A 17,646-nucleotide genomic window follows, 5' to 3' on the forward strand; every position below is an offset into this window, starting at 1 on the left:
GCGGCGCACGGGCCTGTTGTGCGCGACACGGTACCCCCAACCAGCGGCTCTCAGCCGAGCAGGACCACCTCCACCTGGGTGCCGGGCTCGACGGATTCGGTGTCCTCGGGGACGGTGATCAGGGCGTCCGCCTGGGCGAGGGCCGCGACCAGGTGGGAGCCGGCGCCGCCGACCGGGGTGACCTTGCCGTCGGCGTACATGCCGCGCAGGAACTGGCGGCGGCCCTTCGGGGAGGTCAGCGCCTTGTCGGCGGTCAGCGTCGCCCGGGTCGTCGGGCGGTGGACGTCCCGCAGGCCCATGAGGGTGCGGATCGCGGGGCGGACGAACAGTTCGAAGGAGACGTACGACGACACCGGATTGCCGGGCAGGGCCAGCAGCGGGGTGTGGTCGGGGCCGATGGAGCCGAAGCCCTGGGGCTTGCCGGGCTGCATGGCGATCTTGCGGAAGTCGATGCCGCTGCCGGCCTCGTCCTCGTCACCGACGTGGGACAGCGCCTCCTTGACCACGTCGTACGCCCCGACGCTCACGCCGCCCGTGGTGACCATCAGGTCGGCACGGACCAGCTGGTCCTCGATGGTGGAGCGCAGGGTCTCGGCGTCGTCGGCGACGGCGCCCACCCGGTAGGCGATGGCGCCGGCGTCACGGGCGGCGGCGGTGAGGGCGAAGCTGTTGGAGTCGTAGATCTGACCGGTGCCCAGTTCCGTGTCCGGCTGGACGAGTTCGCTGCCGGTGGAGAGCACCACCACGCGCGGGCGCGGGCGTACGCGGACGGTGCCGCGGCCGATCGCGGCGAGCAGGCCGATCTGGGGCGGGCCGAGGATCGTGCCGGCCTCGAGGGCCCGGTCGCCGGCCTTCACGTCGCTGCCCTTGGCGCGCACGTGCGCGCGTGCCTCGGCCGGGCGGTACACGTGCACGTGCCCGGTGGCGCCCTCGGGGCCGAGGCTGCGGGCGCGCATGCCGCGCACCGGGCCCTCGCCGAGCCCGCCGTCGGTCCACTCGACGGGCACGACCGTCTCCGCGCCGGGCGGCAGCGGGGCGCCGGTCATGATGCGGGCGGCCTGGCCGGGGCCCACGTGGAGCAGCTCGGCCTGGCCCGCGGCGACGTCCCCGACGACCTCCAGGGCCGCCGGGAACTCCTCGCTCGCGCCCGCCACGTCCGCGACCCGTACCGCGTAGCCGTCCATCGAGCTGTTGTCGAAGGGCGGCAGGGACACCGGCACCGTGATGTCCTCGACGAGGACGCAGCCCTGGGCGTCGAGCAGGTGCAGCTCGATGGGTTCCAGGGGCCGGACGGTGGCGAGGATGTCCTCCAGGTGCTCGTCCACCGACCACAGGGGGTCGGGGCTCGCGTGGTCCTGGCCGGTGACGCGGGGCGCGGCGCTGCTCAACGTGCTACATCTCCTCGGCTACGTAACTGCGAAGCCAGGTCCGGAAGTCCGGGCCCAGGTCTTCACGTTCGCATGCGAGTCGGACAATGGCACGCAGGTAGTCACCGCGGTCGCCGGTGTCATAGCGGCGGCCCTTGAAGACGACGCCGTGCACCGGGCCGCCGATCTTCTCGTCTTCCGCGAGCTGCTGCAGGGCGTCGGTGAGCTGGATCTCGCCGCCGCGGCCCGGCTCGGTCCGGCGCAGTATGTCGAAGATGTGCGGGTCGAGGACGTAGCGGCCGATGATGGCGTAGTTGGACGGGGCGTCGGCCGGGTCGGGCTTCTCGACGAGGCCGCTGATCTGGACGACGTCGCTGTCCTCGGTGGTCTCCACGGCCGCGCAGCCGTAGAGGTGGATCTGCTCCGGGGCGACCTCCATGAGCGCGATGACGCTGCCGCCGCGCTGCTCCTGGACCTCGACCATGCGCTGCAGCAGCGGGTCGCGGGGGTCGATGAGGTCGTCGCCGAGGAGGACCGCGAAGGGCTCTTCGCCCACGTGCGGGGCGGCGCACAGGACGGCGTGGCCGAGGCCCTTGGGGTCGCCCTGGCGGACGTAGTGCATGGTCGCGAGGTCGCTGGACTCCTGCACCTTGGCGAGACGGCCGGCGTCGCCCTTCTTCTGCAGGGCCGACTCCAGCTCGTAGTTGCGGTCGAAGTGGTCCTCGAGGGGGCGCTTGTTGCGGCCTGTCACCATGAGGACGTCGTCGAGACCCGCGGCGACGGCCTCCTCGACCACGTACTGGATCGCGGGCTTGTCCACGACCGGCAGCATCTCCTTGGGGGTGGCTTTGGTGGCCGGGAGGAACCGGGTGCCGAGGCCTGCTGCGGGAATGACAGCCTTGCTGATCCGAGGGTGCTGAGTCATGTGTGCCACCCTATCCGGTGCCTTTGCATGGAATCTGCGGCTCCGGTTCATAGGCGCTCGTATGAGCGTATTGCCATAGTTCGGGAGCAACCATTGAGGCCTATCGCACGTCCGGGCGAGCCTGACAAGCGGAGTTTGCGCCGCGAGATCCTCGCGGTGAGGAACAGGTTGACGGCGGATGACCTGCGGGAAACGTCGGCCGCGCTCGCCGGGCGGGCGCTGGAGCTGTCCGAGTTGGGGCGGGCCGGGACGGTGGCGGCGTACGTCTCGGTGGGGAGTGAACCTGGCACGCTCGCGCTCCTGGACGCCCTGCGCGCCCGGGGCGTGCGCGTGCTGCTGCCCGCCTTGCTGCCCGACAACGACCTGGACTGGGGCGCGTACGAGGGCGAGGGCTCCCTGGCGCGTGTCGAACACGGCGGCAGGATGGCCCTCTTCGAACCCGCGGGCGAGCGCCTCGGGCCGGACGCCGTGACCGACGCCGACGCGGTGCTGCTGCCGGGGCTCGCGGTCGACTCGCGCGGGATGCGGCTCGGGCGGGGCGGCGGCTCGTACGACCGGGTCCTGGCACGGCTGGAACGGGCGGGGACCCATCCGGCCCTGGTGGTGCTGCTGTACGACTCCGAGGTCGTCGCGCGCGTCCCGGAGGAGCCGCACGACCGGCCCGTGCACGCGGTGGTGACACCGTCGGGCGTACGGCGCTTCAGCCAGGAGTCCTGACGCGAAGCGGCCCTCCACGCACGCGTGGAGGGCCGCTCGTCCTACTTGCGTTGGTGGCTCACGGTTCGAGCACCAGCTTGTCGGTCGTGCTCTTCTCGACCGCCTGGTCCGAGAAGGACCACGGCAGCAGTTCACCGTCGGCCCACTTGTCGGTCTGATCGACGTAGTGGGCGCTGTAGGCGTGCCCCGAGGCGCCGGTGAGGTTGATCCACTTCGACTTGTCGAGGTCGCCGAGGTTCACCACCATCCGCATGGACGGCACCCACACCACCCCGTAGCCGCCGGCCGCGTTCCAGCCGGTCGCGTTGACCGTGGCCTCGCCGCCGCCGAGCTCCCAGGGGCCGCGGTTGAGGGCGTACCGGATGAATTCGGGACCCGCGGTGCCGAGGGTCTGGTTGTTCAGGAACAGGCGGTGCAGCCGGCCCCAGCTCCAGGAGTCGATGTCCTTGCCCAGCTTGGCGGTCAGCTCCCAGCGGGCATCGATCATGGCCCGCTTGAACAGCTCGTCGCGGTTGTCGGCGCCGGGGCGGGTGCCCACCTCGGACGTCTTCCACCAGTCGCTGTCCGGCTGGTTCATCAGCTTGCGCACCACCTCGAACCAGCGGTCACCGCCGTCCGGCTGCGCCTGGTCGGGGTCGCGCTGGCCGCACTCGCGGACCTCCTCGGCCTCGTCGGCGGGACCGGTGGTGTTGACCGGCTTGACCCACAGGCACTGGCCCTTGGGCCGCAGCTCCTTGGGCAGCTTGTTACCGAAGGCGAGCTTGAGGATGTTGCGCCAGACCGCGTTGAAGTACGCCGCCGCCGCGGAGTCGGCGTCCTGGGTGTAGTCCCAGCCCTCCAGGAGCTTCTGCGCCTCGCGGACGTCCTTGTTCTCGGGGTCGATCTTCAGCAGCGTGGGCACCAGCAGCCGGGCGATCTCGCTGCTGTTGTCCAGCTGCATCTGGCGCATGTCGTCCGTGGAGACCTTGCCGCCGTCCTTGGTCTTCGACTGGATCAGGTCGGTGATCCGCTGGCTGCGCGCCCCGTAGCCCCAGTCCGCGGTGAGCGTGTACGGGTACTTGTCCGCGTCGATCACGGCCTGGTTGGCGGTGACGATGTAGCCGCGGTCCGGGTTGTACTCGTAGGGCAGCGCGTCCTGCGGGATGTAGCCGGACCAGCGGTACTCGGGGTCCCAGCCGGGCGCCGGGACGGAGCCGGCGTCGCTCTGCGCGCGCATGGGGATCTTCCCCGGCAGCGTGTAGCCGATGTTGTTCTCGCTGTCGGCGTAGATCAGGTTCTGCGAGGGCACCTCGAACTGCGCGGCGGCCTTGCGGAAGTCGGTCCAGTTCTTCGCCTTGTTCATGGCGAAGACGGCGTCCATGGTGGTACCGGGCTGCAGGGCGGTCCAGCGCAGCGCTACTCCGTAGCCGTCGCCTCGGTCGGGTGCGGCGGTGTCGACGGTGGCCTTCTTGCCGACCTTCACGAGTTCGTCGGAGCGATCCGAGAGCAGGGGCATCCCGTCCTCGGTCTGCCGTACGACGATCTTCTTGGACTCGCCCCCGGCGACCTTGATGGTCTCCTCACGCGTCTCGAAGGGCTTGACCTTGCCGTCGTACAGGTAGCCGTCGCCGGTGATCTTCTCCAGGTAGAGGTCCGTGACGTCGACGCCGGAGTTGGTCATGCCCCAGGCGATGTCCTGGTTGTGGCCGATTATCACGCCGGGCATGCCGGCGAAGGTGTAGCCGCTGACGTCGTACTGGCACGCGCTGGAGACGCTGCGGCAGTGCAGGCCCATCTGGTACCAGACGGAGGGCAGGGAGGGCGACAGGTGCGGGTCGTTGGCCAGCAGTGGCTTGCCGGTGATGGTGTACTTCCCGCCGACGACCCAGGAGTTGGAACCGATACCGTCGCCGTTCACGCCGACGGCCGGCGGGAGGTCGTCCAGGACCCGGGTCAGGCCGCCGAGCTGGCTGTCCAGGTCCCCGGTGCCCGAGGCGCCGGAGGCGGTGCCGCTCGTGCCGGACGTGCCGGACCCCGTGCCCGCGGCGCCGGTGGAGGCACCGCCGGTTCCGTTCGTCCCGGACGTGCCGGACGTGCCGTTCGTCCCGGACGTGCCGTTCGTCCCGGACGTGCCGTTCGTCCCGGACGTGCCGGACGTGCCGGACGTGCCGCCCTGCTCGAACGCCCCCGCCAGCTCGCTGTACTGGCCCTCCTGGACGATCGCCTTGTTCCGGCTGTACGGGTACCGCGGGTACAGGTCGGCGATCTGCTTCGGGCCGAGGCGGCTGGTGAGCAGGGCGCGGTCGATCTCGTCCTGCATGTTGCCGCGCAGGTCCCAGGCCATGGCCTTCAGCCAGGAGATCGAGTCGACCGGGGTCCACGCCTGCGGCTTGTAGTCGTTGGTGAAGCCCAGGGCCGCGTACTCGAGGGAGACGTCCTCGCCGTCCTTGCCCTGGAGGTAGGAGTTGACTCCCTTGGCGTACGCCTGGAGGTACTTCTTCGTGGCGGCCGACAGCTTGGTGTCGTACTCCTGCTCGGCGACCCGGTCCCAGCCGAGGGTGCGCAGGAACTCGTCGTTGTCGACCTGGCTCTTGCCGAACATCTCCGACAGCCGCCCGGAGGCCATGTGACGGCGGACGTCCATCTCGTAGAACCGGTCCTGCGCCTGGACGTAGCCCTGCGCCATGAACAGGTCCGCGTCGGAGGAGGCGTAGATCTGCGGGATGCCGTAGTTGTCGCGTTTGACCTCGACGGGACCCGACAGGCCCTTCAGCGTGAGGGTGCCCTTGGTCTGCGGGAAGGAGGCTCGGACGGTACTGATGGACCAGTACGACCCATAGGCCACGCCCCCGATGAGGGCCAGCACCAGGACGAGCACGATAAGGCGGGCTTTACGCCCCTTTCTCCTGCCGGACTTGCCGGGCTGCTGACCCGTGGAGGCGGTGGTGTTGGGGGGCATCGCTGTCCTTGCTGTCCTAACGCGAGCGGCAGGTTCGGCTGTGCTTTTAACTGAGCGCTGGAGCAACGATAGGCGCAGGGCCTTGCGCCCCTTGACGCGGAGTCGGGAACCGGCACGGACTGACGTTCGATCTTGCCTCCGCAAGCGTCAAGAAATCGTCAAGAGTTAGGTAAGGTAACGAAGTAGTTGGCGCGATGCGCCACAGCTTCATGTGCGATGTACGTGAGCCCACGCGCGCGTGCGTGCGGGCCAGGGAAGGATTCGGCCGCTGACTGTCCACCACCTCAACCAGCTCCTGCTCGTCTGCTCGCTCGTCCTGCTCGTCGCCGTCGCAGCGGTACGGATCTCCTCGCGCAGCGGGCTCCCCAGCCTGCTCGTGTACCTGGGCATCGGCGTCGCGATGGGCCAGGACGGCATCGGGGACATCCACTTCGACAACGCCGAACTGACCCAGGTCATCGGGTACGCGGCCCTGGTCGTGATCCTGGCCGAGGGTGGCCTGGGCACGAAGTGGAAGGAGATCAAACCGGCTCTGCCGGCCGCCTCCGTGCTGGCGCTGGCGGGCGTGGCGGTGAGCGTCGGGGTCACGGCCTCGGCCGCTCACTACCTGGTCGGGCTGGAGTGGCGGCAGGCGCTCATCATCGGGGCGGTCGTCTCCTCGACCGACGCGGCGGCCGTGTTCTCCGTGCTGCGCAAGATCCCGCTGCCCGCGCGCGTGACGGGAACACTGGAGGCGGAGTCCGGCTTCAACGACGCGCCCGTCGTCATCCTCGTGGTGTCCCTGTCCACGGCCGGACCGGTCGACCACTGGTACGTGCTCCTGGGCGTGATCCTGCTGGAGCTGGCCATCGGCGCGGCCATCGGGCTCGCGGTGGGCTGGCTGGGCTCCCTGGGCCTCAGGCACGTGGCGCTGCCCGCCTCCGGCCTCTACCCGATCGCCGTCATGGCGATCGCCGTGGTGGCGTACGCGGCGGGCGCGCTGGCCCACGGCAGCGGCTTCCTCGCGGTGTATCTCGCCGCGATGGTCATGGGCAACGCGCGACTGCCGCACTGGCCGGCCACGCGCGGGTTCGCCGACGGGCTGGGCTGGATGGCCCAGATCGGCATGTTCGTCCTGCTCGGCCTGCTGGTCACCCCGCACGATCTGGGCGACGACATCGTGCCCGCACTGGTCATCGGGCTGGTGCTGACGATGGTGGCGCGCCCGCTGAGTGTGATGTTCTGCCTGTCGCCGTTCCGGGTGCCGTGGCAGGAGCAGGCCCTGATGTCCTGGGCGGGCCTGCGCGGGGCCGTGCCCATCATTCTGGCGACGATCCCCATGGTGGCGGGCCTGGACGCCAGCCGCCGGATCTTCAACATGGTCTTCATCCTGGTCGTCGTCTACACCCTCGTCCAGGGACCGACGCTGCCCTGGCTGGGCCGCAAGCTGCACCTCGGCGACGGTTCGGAGGCCGCCGACCTCGGCATCGAGTCGGCCCCACTGGAGCGGCTGCGCGGGCACCTGCTGTCCGTGGCGATCCCCGGCGGATCGAAGATGCACGGCGTGGAGGTGGCCGAGCTGCGGCTGCCGCACGGCGCGGCCGTGACGCTCATCGTGCGTGGGGGTGAGTCCTTCGTTCCCCTGCCGACGACGATATTGCAGCGAGGGGACGAGCTCCTCGTGGTCGCCACGGACCCCGTCCGGGACGCGACCGAGAGCCGGCTGCGGGCCGTGGGGTACGGCGGCAAGCTGGCGGGCTGGCTGGGGACGGACGGTGCGAGCCGCTGAGGGGTGTTTTGCACCGTTTGGGAATGGCAGGGCAGGCAGGCCCATGGTGCTCACTTTCACAGGCAGGCACCCTTTGATCCCTGTACGATGAAGGCGTTACTCAGATCGAACCAACTCTGCCTGACGCAGAGCTGGCGCGACCGTATGGCGGTCGGGACACCCCTCCTCACCGGGCCCCGGCATCTACCGCAGTTCCGCGCAAGAGGACAGCTCTCGGCGCCGCCCGCTACGGGGCCGCGCTACCAGGCGGCAGAAAGGCACGGGCCGTGGCGTCCACGGTCACCTCGAAGGCGTCGGAGAACCCGACGTCTTCCGCCCGCCCGGGATACGGCCGGCTGCTGCGCACCCGCGGCGCCTGGACGTTCCTGCTCCCCGGCTTCGCGGCACGTCAGCCGTTCGCGATGCTGACCATCTCCATCGTGCTGCTGGTGCAGCACACCACCGGCTCGTACGGAGCGGCGGGTGCCGTCGCGGCCGCCACCGGTGTCTCCATGGCCCTGTTCGCCCCCTACAGCGGCCGCCTCGCCGACCGCTACGGGCAGCGCACCGTACTGATCCCCGGAGTGCTGCTGCACGCGCTGTCCGGGCTGACGCTCACGGCGCTCGCGCTGCTGGACGCGCCGCTGTGGGCGGTGTTCGTGGCGGCCGTCCCGACCGGTGCCTCGGTGCCGCAGGTCGGTCCGATGGTGCGGGCCCGCTGGGGCGTGAAGCTCAAGGACTCACCGCTGATGACCACCGCGGCGGCCTTCGAGTCCGTCACCGACGAACTGACCTTCGTGGTCGGACCCCTGCTGGCCACCGCCCTGTGCACGGCCGTCGACCCGGCCGCCGGACTCGTCACGGAGGCCTCGCTGACCCTGATCGGCGGCCTGCTGTTCGCCGCGCAGAAGAGCACTCAGCCCTCGGTCGCCGCCGGCGGGCACGCGCGCGTGGAGCACGCTTCGGCACTGCGCGTCCCAGGGGTGCGCGTGCTGATCGTGACCTTCCTGGGCATCGGCACCGTCTTCGGCGGCATGCAGGTCTCACTGGCCGCGTACACCGAGTCGATCGGCGAACCGGGCCTGAACGGAGTCCTCTACGGCGTCTTCGCCGCGGGCAACATGCTCTCCGGCGTGGTCTGCGGCGCGATCGCCTGGAAGGCGGCCCCCCAGCGGCGCCTGGTCATCGCCTACACGGCGCTCGCCCTCACCGCGTCGGGCCTGTGGGCCGCCCACTCGGTGCTGGTCCTCGCCGGCCTCGGCCTGCTGGTCGGCATGTGCATCGCGCCCGCCCTGATCACCGGCTACACCCTGGTCGACAGCCTGGTGCCGGCCGGCGCCCGCACCGAGGCCTTCACCTGGCTGACCGGGGCGGTCGCGCTCGGCCAGGCCGCCGCCGTCACGGCCGCCGGACAGCTCGAGGACCGCTTCTGGACGGGCGCCGGTTTCCTGGTGCCGATGGGCGGCACGGTGCTGGCCCTGGTGACCCTCCTGGCACTGCGGTCCCGGCTGGTGGCACGAGCCGGCGGCCGGACCGTCGCACGTGGCGTGGGTCACCGCGTGCCGGTGGCAGTGGACTGAGCGGCCGGAATACGTCACTATGGATCGTCGTTAGCACTCATCGAGTGAGAGTGCCAGGAGGAAGACAGTGCCGACCTACCAGTACCAGTGCACCGAGTGCGGCGAGGGCCTCGAGGCGGTGCAGAAGTTCACCGACGACGCGCTCACCGAGTGCCCCGGCTGCCAGGGCCGCCTGAAGAAGGTGTTCTCGGCCGTCGGCATTGTCTTCAAGGGCTCCGGCTTCTACCGGAACGACAGCCGCGGCTCCTCGTCGAGCAGCTCCCCGGCGGCGAAGTCGTCCGGCTCCGGCTCTTCGGGCTCGTCGTCCTCCGACTCCGGCTCGTCGACCTCCGGTTCGACCTCCTCGTCGAGCGCCGGCAGCTCCTCCAGCAGCAGCACCACCGCCGCCTGAGGCCTGATTCTTACGGGACCCTGTCGCCTCCGGGCGACGGGGTCCTCGGCGTCTGCGCGTGCGGTTAGGGTGCGGGCATGGCGAACAAGGCGAACGTGACGGACCAGGCAGGCGCCGGGATCGGCGTGATCGGCGGCTCGGGGTTCTACTCCTTCCTCGACGACGTGACCGAGATCCAGGTCGACACCCCGTACGGGCCGCCCAGCGACTCCCTGTTCCTCGGTGAGGTCGCCGGCCGACGGGTCGCCTTCCTGCCCCGGCACGGACGGGGCCACCACCTTCCGCCGCACCGGATCAACTACCGGGCCAACCTGTGGGCGCTGCGCTCGGTCGGCGTGCGCCAGGTCCTCGCCCCGTGCGCCGTGGGCGGCCTGCGCCCCGAGTACGGGCCGGGCACACTGCTGGTGCCGGACCAGCTGGTCGACCGCACGAAGTCCCGCGCCGGCACCTACTTCGACGGGCTGCCGCTGCCCGACGGCTCCCTGCCGAACGTGGTGCATGTGTCGCTGGCCGACCCCTACTGCCCCACCGGTCGCGCGGTCGCGCTGAAGGCGGCGCGCGGCCGGGACTGGGAGCCGGTGGACGGCGGCACGCTGGCCGTGGTCGAGGGGCCGCGCTTCTCGACGCGTGCGGAATCGTTGTGGCACCAGGCACAGGGCTGGTCGGTGGTGGGCATGACCGGCCACCCCGAGGCGGCGCTCGCCCGTGAACTGGAGCTCTGCTACACGTCCCTGACCCTCGTCACCGACCTCGACGCGGGTGCCGAGACCGGTGAGGGCGTCTCGCACGACGAGGTGCTGCGGGTGTTCGCCGCGAATGTGGATCGGCTGCGGGGGGTGCTGTTCGACGCGGTGGCCGGGCTGCCCGGGGAGGGCGAGCGGGACTGTCTGTGTGTGAGTGCGCTGGGTGGGATGGATCCGGGGTTCGCGCTGCCGTAGGGGTCGGGCGGCCGGGCGGGGGCCGTGGGGTGGCGGCGGCCACGGTGGCGGCGGCCACGGTGGTGGTGACCCGGGCGGAACGTGCGGTTCGGGTGAGGGAGTTGTCCACAGGCCGGCGGTGGGTCCACAGGCCGGAGCGGGCGGTGGCGCGAGGCCTCATCGTGGGGAGCGCAAGCCGGTCCCTCGTCGCAGGTGGTGGTCTCCGTGTCCCTCTCTCGTTCCTCGGTCGTGTCCTCGTCTCCCTCCTGGTCGCTCGCCTCGTGCCCGCCCGGCGCCGAGGTGCCCGCGACCCGTGAGGTGCCGCGGTTCGACCCGGTACGCGTGCGCGGCGGCAACCGCTCCGGCCGGCTCGTCCGGCACCGGCGGCGGGCCGTGGCCGTCGGGCTCGCGGTCACCGCGACGGCACTCGTGGCGGCGGGACCGCGCGATGCCGACGGGGCTCGTGGTCATCCCCGGGCGCGGCCTCCCGTGCACACGGCCTCGGCGCCCGGGGAGCAGGCCGCGCACCCACGCCGTGCCACCGGGTCGGTGACGGCCCCGGTCCGGATCGCCGACGCGGCCGCGGTGCGGCTGCTGCGGCCCGGCGACCGGGTCGACGTCATCGCCGCCGAGGAGACGGGGCCGGGCGGTGAGGCCCGGACGGTCGCGCGCGGTGCCAGGGTGACGAAGGTGCCGGAGCCGGTGGAGGGCGCGGGCGACAGCGGGGCGCTGGTCGTGCTGTCGGTACCGCGGGCCACCGCCGCGCGGCTGGCCGGGGCGGGTGTCACCGGACGGTTGGCGCTGACGCTGTGGTGACGCGCGCGGTCCCGTCAAGTCCTTCATCAGAGGGACCCAGGTCCTCGGTTCGGCCCAACGGTGCCGTAGGTTGCGGAGCGTTTTGTTCCACAAGCTGCTCGTACGAGGAGAGGCCCCCAGGTGAGCGAGAAGAAGGATCCGAGTGTCTGGGAGGGCTTCAAGGCCTTCCTGATGCGCGGGAACGTCGTCGATCTGGCGGTGGCGGTGGTGATCGGTGCTGCCTTCACCAACATCGTCAACGCCGTGGTGAAGGGGATCATCAATCCGGTCGTCGGCGCCATCGGGACCAAGAACCTCGACCACTACAGCTCGTGCCTGAGCTCGACCTGCGAGAACGAGCAGGGCATCCAGATCCTGTGGGGTTCCGTTCTCGGTGCCGCCCTGAGCTTCGTGATCACCGCGGCGGTCGTCTACTTCCTGATGGTCCTGCCCATGGCGAAGTACCTGGCCCGGCAGGAGGCCCGCCGGAAGGCGAAGGAAGGCGCGCAGGAGGTCATGGAGGTGACCGAACTGGAGGTGCTGAAGGAGATCCGGGACGCGCTGATCGCCCAGCGCGGCTCGGGCCACGACCGGCAGTAACGGCACCGCCGGCAACGGCCTGGGCGGCTCGGAAGGCCGCCCGGCCGGTTCAGAGGTGGTGGGGCGGCTTCTCGTCCAGGAAGCGCTTGAGGTCCGCCGCACTGCCGCCGGAGTCGGTGCGCTCACCCCAGCCACGGTCGGTGTCGTCCGAGGACTGCTGGTCGAGCGGGTCGTCGAAGACCAGCGCGGGCTTCGGCTCGCGCGGCTCGGGGCCGGGGACGGTACTCATGCAACCAGGGTACGGTCACGGAGAAAATCCCAGCGCCTTCTGCTGTGCTGGGACGCATGACGTCCAGCCCCGCTCCCCCGCCCGTCCCCTCCGACGTGCCCGGCGGCGGCCGGGGACCGCTGCGCAGGCTTCGGGCCCGTGGCCGCGACGAGGCACACCGGACGACTTCGCCGCTGGAGCTCTTCTTCGACCTGTGCTTCGTCGTGGCCGTCGCCCAAGCGGGCATCGAGCTGGTGCACTCCGTCGCCGAGGGACACGCGGGCGAGGGGGTCCTCGACTACGCCATGGTGTTCTTCGCCCTGTGGTGGGCGTGGATGAACTTCACCTGGTTCGCCTCGGCGTACGACAACGACGACGTCCTCTACCGGGTCGTCACGCTGGTGCAGATCGCGGGTGTGCTGGTCCTCGCGGCGGGGGTCTCGCGGGCGTTCCAGGAGCACGAGTACCTCGTGGTCTGGCTGGGCTACGTGATCATGCGGGTGGCCCTGGCGGCGCAGTGGCTGCGGGCGGCCGCATCCACCGAGGGCCCGGAGCGCACGACGGCCCTGCGCTACGCCGGCGGCGTGCTGGCGTGCCAGGCCGGCTGGCTGGGGCTGCTGTTCCTGCCCGAGGGGGCCCGGCCCTGGTGGTTCCTGGTGATGGCGCTGCTGGAGATGTGCGTGCCGCCCTTCGCGGAGAGGGGCCACAGCACGTCCTGGCACCCCCGCCACATCGCGGAGCGGTACGGGCTGTTCACCATCATCGTGCTCGGCGAGACGATCGCGGCGGCCACGATCGCGGTGAAGTCCGGTATCGACGAGAACGACGCCCTGGGCGAGCTCCTCCCCATCGCGGCGGGCGGGCTGCTGGTCGTCTTCGCCGCGTGGTGGATCTACTTCGCGGTCCCCGTCCACGGTCATCTGCGGTCCAACCGGCAGGCGTTCCTGTGGGGCTACGGCCACTACCTGGTGTTCGCCTCGGCGGCGGCGATCGGGGCCGGGCTGGAGGTGGCGGTGGAGCAGACGACCGGCAAGGCGCACCTCTCGACGCTGGCGGCGTCGTCGGCGGTGACGCTTCCGACGGCCCTGTACCTGCTCACCGTGTGGGCCCTGCACTCGCGCCATTTCAAGCGGGGCATCACCCGGCAGCTGGTGCTGCCGACGACGGCCCTGCTGGTGATCTGCTGCACGTTCCTGGGGCACTGGGCGGTGTTCGCGGCGGGTGTCGTCTGCGCGCTGTCGGTAGCGGCCGGAGAGACCCTGGCCGCGCGGCCGGCCGTGAGGAAGGGCGGGTCGGCGACGGGGGCCGGGTGAGGGGACTCGAGATCCGGTCCGCACGACCGTCGACAGGCTGACGCGGCGCCCACCGGCTCGGTGCCCCCGCCGGAGCCCGCGGCTGGACGAGACTGTGCCCCATGACAGTTGACGCACTGACGGATGTCCCCGGCCTGCGAGTGGGGCACGCGACACGCATCGGCGGCGGTTGGCTCACCGGCACCACGGTCGTGCTCGCCCCGGAGGGCGGAGCCGTGGCCGCTGTGGACGTACGGGGCGGCGGGCCCGGCACCAAGGAGACGGACGCGCTGGATCCGCGCAACGTGGTGCGGAAGGTGGAGGCGGTCGTACTGACCGGCGGCAGCGCGTACGGGCTCGACGCCGCGTCGGGGGTGATGGCCTGGCTGGAGGAACGGGGGCGCGGGATCCGTGTCGGGGCGGACCCGGCGCATGTCGTGCCGGTCGTGCCCGCCGCCTGTGTCTTCGACCTGGGACGGGGCGGCGACTTCCGGGCCCGGCCGGACGCGGCGACCGGCCGGGCCGCGGTCGAGGCCGCCGCGGCGAGCGAGTTCGGTGCGGCGGTGCCCGAGGGGTGCGTGGGCGCGGGCACGGGAGCGGTGACCGGGGTGATGAAGGGTGGCATCGGCGGCGCGAGCACGGTGCTCGGCTCGGGGATCACGGTGGCCGCGCTGGCGGTGGCCAACGCGGCGGGATCGACGGTGGATCCGGAAACGGGGGTGCTGTACGGGGAGTTGTTCCAGGGACGGGTGGAGTACCCGCAGGCGGAGGTCCACGCGGCTGCGCAGCGGCGTCTGGCGGAGACGGCCGCGAGGAGTGCGCCGCCGCCGCTCAACACCACGCTCGCGGTGGTCGCCACGGACGCGGATCTGTCCAAGGCGCAGGCACAGAAGCTGGCCGGCACGGCGCACGACGGCGTCGCCCGCGCGGTGCGTCCGGTGCATCTCCTCAACGACGGGGACACGGTGTTCGCGCTGGCGACGGGGGACCGCGCCCTGGACGAGGTGAACCCGCTCGCCCTGAACGAGATCCTCGCGGCGGGCGCGGACATGGTGACGCGCGCGATCGTCCGGGCCGTACGGGCCGCGGAGACGGTGGACGGTCCGGGCGGGGCGTGGCCGTCGTACGGGGAGTTGTACGCGGGCCGCTGAACAGGCCTGCGGCGCTCGGCACATCCACAGCGGAGCCGGAATTTGTCGCGGTTCTGTCACGTGACGGCCTTCATGGGGAACGGACGGAACCCGACCGGCTCCCCGGCCCCTCTTCCCTGACGTACTGGAGCGGATCACGCGACATCACACGAACTGGGAGCAGCCCGTGACAACGCCGAACATTTCAGCGCGGCGCACTCTGGGGGCCTGTGCCGCCCTGATGGTCGGCGCCCTGACGCTCACCGCCTGCGGTGGCAGCGCCAACGCCAAGGACGACGAGAAGGGCGGCGAGGGCGGCCCCAAGACGTCCGTCGCGAAGATCGCCATCTCGGCGGAGGACGGTTCGACCGGCGCGTCCATCAACACGACCGGCGTGAAGGTCAGCGACGGGAAGCTGACCGACGTGAAGATGACGGTGGCGGGCAGCGGGCAGGCCGTCGCGGGCTCGGTCTCCTCCGACGGCAAGGTCTGGAAGCCGAAGGAGCAGCTGGAGCGCGGGACGAAGTACCGGATATCGGCGACCGCCCGGGACACGGACGGCCGGACGGCCGCGGCCAACTCGATCTTCACGACGGTGACGTCGTCGAACAGCTTCATCGGGACGTACTCGCCGGACAACGGGACGACGGTCGGTGTGGGCATGCCGGTGTCGTTCACCTTCGACAAGGCCATCACCGACCGCAAGGCCGTGCAGTCGCACATCACGGTCACCTCCAGCAGCGGGCAGAAGGTCGTCGGGCACTGGTTCAACGGGCAGCGGCTCGACTTCCGGCCGCAGGAGTACTGGAAGGCCGGCTCCAAGGTCACGATGAACATCGACCTGGACGGGGTCGAGGGAGCGAACGGCGTCTACGGCGTGCAGAAGAAGACGGTCACCTTCACGGTCGGCCGTTCCCAGGTCTCCACGGTCGACGCCGGCACCCAGACCATGACGGTCGTCCGGAACGGCAAGACCGTCAAGACGGTCCCGATCTCGGCGGGCAGCGCGCAGCACACCACGTACAACGGGCAGATGGTGATCTCGGAGAAGTTCGTCCAGACCCGGATGAACAGCCGGACGGTCGGCCTTGGCGGTGAGTACGACATCCCGGACGTGCCGCACGCGATGCGTCTGACGACGTCGGGCACGTTCATCCACGGCAACTACTGGTACAGCAAGGGCAACCCGCCCTTCGGCCGCCAGGGCACCAGCCACGGCTGCGTCGGTCTCGCCGACGTCCGGGGCGCGGGAGGCAGCACGCCCGCCAAGTGGTTCTACGACAACTCCCTCATCGGGGACGTGGTGATCGTGAAGAACTCCCCGGACAAGACGGTGGCGCCGGACAACGGGCTCAACGGCTGGAACATGGCGTGGAGCCAGTGGGTCTCGGGCAGCGCTTCCTGACCCCCTGAAAGACCACCCCAACTGGCGTTTCTGACGGATCGAACGGGCCGCGCGGGAACTTCTCGCGCGGCCCGCGCGTTTTCCCGGACGTACGTTTTCTCGGTTCCCGGACATGATGTCCGGCCGAGGGGCTACGGTATGCACCCACAAGGTGACATGCAGCAACGCCGGGAGAAACCTTGAGCGTTCCGTACGAGACCGCAGCGTACGAACCCCACGACTCGCCCGAGTCTCCGGAGGAGCACCTCGCGCGACTCCTCGGCCGCGCGCTGAACTCCTTCGAGCTACCGGACGAGACGATAAGGCGTCTGGACTGCGCGCTGGCGCACGACGGTTCGCTGCACTCCGCGCATCACAGCGCCGGCCTGCACCGGGAGACGTACCGGCACACGTGGCTGCTCACCGACGGCTCGGCGCTCACGCTCTGGGAGCTCGTCCACAACACCGCGCCGGGCAGCGAACCGCATCACGAGGTGTACGTCGACGAGGAGGAGCTGCGCGCCGCCACCGCGCGGCTGCCGCTGCCGCCGGACACCGCGGACTTCGAACTGCCGGTGACGGTGCAGCTGTCCCCGGTCCCCGCGCCCCGGCACGCCTACGCCGCGGAGGACTCGGCGGACCACGCACGCCGCTTACTGCGCCGGGCGGAGAACTCGGACCGGCCGGGCGCGGACACGGCGGCCCTGCTGGCCACGGCGTCCGGGCACCAGATCACCCAGGCCTTCGGCCGGCCGTGCCGGGCGGGCCGGGCGGGACTGGGCTTCTCGCTCTACGAGCACGCGTTCCTGCTGCGCGACGGCGAGGAGGTCTCCCTCTGGGAGGTCGAGCACACGGCGACGCCGGACGGGCGGCACATGTGCGAGGTGTACAACAGCGAGGACGCGGCGCGCGAGGCGATGGAGCGGCGGGCGGCGCAGCTCTCGTCATAGCGCCCCACCCCTCTCCTCACTCGGATATACAACCCCTTCCGCTGGAATCCCTTCACCCTTTTCACCGCCCATTCACAAGATCATGTACATGATACGGTGATCCAGCTTTGTGACACGGGCACTGCGACGCATTAAAGACCGACCACTGATCCGCGCCGCAGAAGAACAAGGGTTGCCCGGGGGAAGGAAACTGTGCACATATCAAACAACGCATCCGAGAGGCTGTCGCTTCATCGATGGGTGATCGCGCTTTTCGCGGTCGTCGTAGCGCTCACCCTCGCCGTGGGCCAGGCGACCCCAGCCCATGCCGCCTCGACGAAGCGCGTCTGCGCACCGTCCGGCAAGTGCGTCAAGGTCAAGACGTCCCAGTACTGCTATCCCGCCAAGCAGGGGTGCGGAAAGCAGATGTACCGCGATGCACGCCCCGGCGAGTACTGCTCTTCCTCGGTCGGTTGCGTCACCTATAAGGGGAAGAACTACTTCTTCACCGGCGGTCCGAAACTGACGGCCAAGCAGCAGACCCAGGCGCGGAAATGTGCTGCCTCTCTGGGTGTCTCCTGGCTCGGCGCGCTCGGAATCGGTGGCGGGCCGGTCGGCGTGACCGTACTCGGTGTGGCCGTGTCCCTGTGGGGATGCAGCTGATATTCCGCCCGGTGCATTTCTGGCCCGCGTGACGACGGCGGCCCGCACACCCTCCCTCGAGGG

At 70.7% G+C, this 17,646-nt stretch carries 16 protein-coding genes; 12 read left to right on the forward strand and 4 right to left on the reverse strand.

Features of this window, described 5'->3' with window-relative positions:
• Positions 1-50: 50 nt before the first annotated feature.
• Both glp and galU read right to left on the reverse strand, forming a co-directional pair.
• On the reverse strand, positions 51-1,388 hold the full coding sequence (gene glp, locus ACFU3E_RS15480; RefSeq protein ID WP_384157134.1) for a gephyrin-like molybdotransferase Glp: 1,338 nt from the start codon (positions 1,386-1,388) through the stop codon (positions 51-53).
• A gap of 4 nt (positions 1,389-1,392) precedes the next feature.
• Positions 1,393-2,292, reverse strand: coding sequence for a UTP--glucose-1-phosphate uridylyltransferase GalU (galU, locus tag ACFU3E_RS15485; protein WP_221755375.1), 900 nt, complete (start codon positions 2,290-2,292; stop codon positions 1,393-1,395).
• Between the two features lie 168 nt (positions 2,293-2,460).
• On the opposite strand from galU, the gene ACFU3E_RS15490 reads away from it, so the two are divergent.
• On the forward strand, positions 2,461-3,009 hold the full coding sequence (locus tag ACFU3E_RS15490; protein ID WP_384157137.1) for a 5-formyltetrahydrofolate cyclo-ligase: 549 nt from the start codon (positions 2,461-2,463) through the stop codon (positions 3,007-3,009).
• 58 nt (positions 3,010-3,067) lie between these two features.
• Here the strand turns inward: ACFU3E_RS15490 and ACFU3E_RS15495 are convergent, their stop codons facing one another.
• Positions 3,068-5,947, reverse strand: coding sequence for a penicillin acylase family protein (locus ACFU3E_RS15495; RefSeq protein WP_384157140.1), 2,880 nt, complete (start codon positions 5,945-5,947; stop codon positions 3,068-3,070).
• A 238-nt stretch (positions 5,948-6,185) separates the two neighbouring features.
• Here ACFU3E_RS15495 and ACFU3E_RS15500 point away from each other — a divergent pair, with 238 nt between their 5' ends.
• The 6 genes from ACFU3E_RS15500 to mscL all read left to right on the forward strand — a co-directional run bounded on the left by ACFU3E_RS15500 (position 6,186) and on the right by mscL (position 11,977).
• A complete protein-coding gene (locus tag ACFU3E_RS15500; RefSeq protein WP_384157144.1) occupies positions 6,186-7,715 on the forward strand; it encodes a potassium/proton antiporter in 1,530 nt (509 codons plus the stop codon).
• Between the two features lie 266 nt (positions 7,716-7,981).
• Entirely contained in the window at positions 7,982-9,274 is a 1,293-nt protein-coding gene (locus tag ACFU3E_RS15505; RefSeq protein WP_384157147.1) for an MFS transporter, read from the forward strand.
• Positions 9,275-9,341: 67 nt separating this feature from the next.
• Positions 9,342-9,665, forward strand: coding sequence for an FmdB family zinc ribbon protein (locus ACFU3E_RS15510; RefSeq protein ID WP_384157150.1), 324 nt, complete (start codon positions 9,342-9,344; stop codon positions 9,663-9,665).
• A gap of 77 nt (positions 9,666-9,742) precedes the next feature.
• Positions 9,743-10,603 (forward strand): S-methyl-5'-thioadenosine phosphorylase, encoded by an 861-nt coding sequence (locus ACFU3E_RS15515; protein WP_384157153.1) that lies wholly within the window; start codon positions 9,743-9,745, stop codon positions 10,601-10,603.
• A 279-nt stretch (positions 10,604-10,882) separates the two neighbouring features.
• Positions 10,883-11,398, forward strand: a complete 516-nt coding sequence (locus ACFU3E_RS15520) for an RcpC/CpaB family pilus assembly protein (protein ID WP_384157183.1) — start codon at positions 10,883-10,885, stop codon at positions 11,396-11,398.
• Between the two features lie 120 nt (positions 11,399-11,518).
• Positions 11,519-11,977 carry a large conductance mechanosensitive channel protein MscL gene (gene mscL, locus ACFU3E_RS15525; RefSeq protein ID WP_384157156.1) on the forward strand — a complete coding sequence of 153 codons (459 nt, stop codon included), beginning with the start codon at positions 11,519-11,521 and terminating at the stop codon, positions 11,975-11,977.
• Between the two features lie 49 nt (positions 11,978-12,026).
• On the opposite strand, the gene ACFU3E_RS15530 is transcribed toward mscL, so the two are convergent.
• Complete coding sequence (locus ACFU3E_RS15530; RefSeq protein WP_030845027.1) at positions 12,027-12,206, reverse strand: hypothetical protein; 180 nt, start codon at positions 12,204-12,206, stop codon at positions 12,027-12,029.
• A gap of 56 nt (positions 12,207-12,262) precedes the next feature.
• Between ACFU3E_RS15530 and ACFU3E_RS15535 the strand changes: the two genes are divergently transcribed.
• From ACFU3E_RS15535 to ACFU3E_RS15555, 5 genes are all read left to right on the forward strand, one after another.
• On the forward strand, positions 12,263-13,498 hold the full coding sequence (locus tag ACFU3E_RS15535; RefSeq protein ID WP_384157159.1) for a low temperature requirement protein A: 1,236 nt from the start codon (positions 12,263-12,265) through the stop codon (positions 13,496-13,498).
• Positions 13,499-13,599: 101 nt separating this feature from the next.
• Complete coding sequence (locus tag ACFU3E_RS15540) at positions 13,600-14,628, forward strand: P1 family peptidase (RefSeq protein WP_384157162.1); 1,029 nt, start codon at positions 13,600-13,602, stop codon at positions 14,626-14,628.
• A 166-nt stretch (positions 14,629-14,794) separates the two neighbouring features.
• Positions 14,795-16,012, forward strand: coding sequence for an Ig-like domain-containing protein (locus ACFU3E_RS15545; RefSeq protein ID WP_384157165.1), 1,218 nt, complete (start codon positions 14,795-14,797; stop codon positions 16,010-16,012).
• Between the two features lie 179 nt (positions 16,013-16,191).
• A complete protein-coding gene (locus tag ACFU3E_RS15550) occupies positions 16,192-16,941 on the forward strand; it encodes a DUF6227 family protein (protein WP_384157168.1) in 750 nt (249 codons plus the stop codon).
• Positions 16,942-17,181: 240 nt separating this feature from the next.
• A complete protein-coding gene (locus tag ACFU3E_RS15555) occupies positions 17,182-17,583 on the forward strand; it encodes a hypothetical protein (RefSeq protein ID WP_384157171.1) in 402 nt (133 codons plus the stop codon).
• Positions 17,584-17,646 lie beyond the last annotated feature (63 nt).

This window comes from Streptomyces sp. NPDC057424 (assembly GCF_042803315.1).
Classification (GTDB): Bacteria; Actinomycetota; Actinomycetes; order Streptomycetales; family Streptomycetaceae; genus Streptomyces.

What these genes read in the sequence shown, in the direction of transcription:
- galU (WP_221755375.1), bottom strand. Translation starts at nt 2,292, where the DNA reads ATGACTCAGCACCCTCGGATCAGCAAGGCTGTCATTCCCGCAGCAGGC.
- ACFU3E_RS15495 (WP_384157140.1), bottom strand. Translation starts at nt 5,947, where the DNA reads ATGCCCCCCAACACCACCGCCTCCACGGGTCAGCAGCCCGGCAAGTCC.
- ACFU3E_RS15515 (WP_384157153.1), top strand. Translation starts at nt 9,743, where the DNA reads ATGGCGAACAAGGCGAACGTGACGGACCAGGCAGGCGCCGGGATCGGC.
- ACFU3E_RS15530 (WP_030845027.1), bottom strand. Translation starts at nt 12,206, where the DNA reads ATGAGTACCGTCCCCGGCCCCGAGCCGCGCGAGCCGAAGCCCGCGCTG.
- ACFU3E_RS15535 (WP_384157159.1), top strand. Translation starts at nt 12,263, where the DNA reads ATGACGTCCAGCCCCGCTCCCCCGCCCGTCCCCTCCGACGTGCCCGGC.
- ACFU3E_RS15540 (WP_384157162.1), top strand. Translation starts at nt 13,600, where the DNA reads ATGACAGTTGACGCACTGACGGATGTCCCCGGCCTGCGAGTGGGGCAC.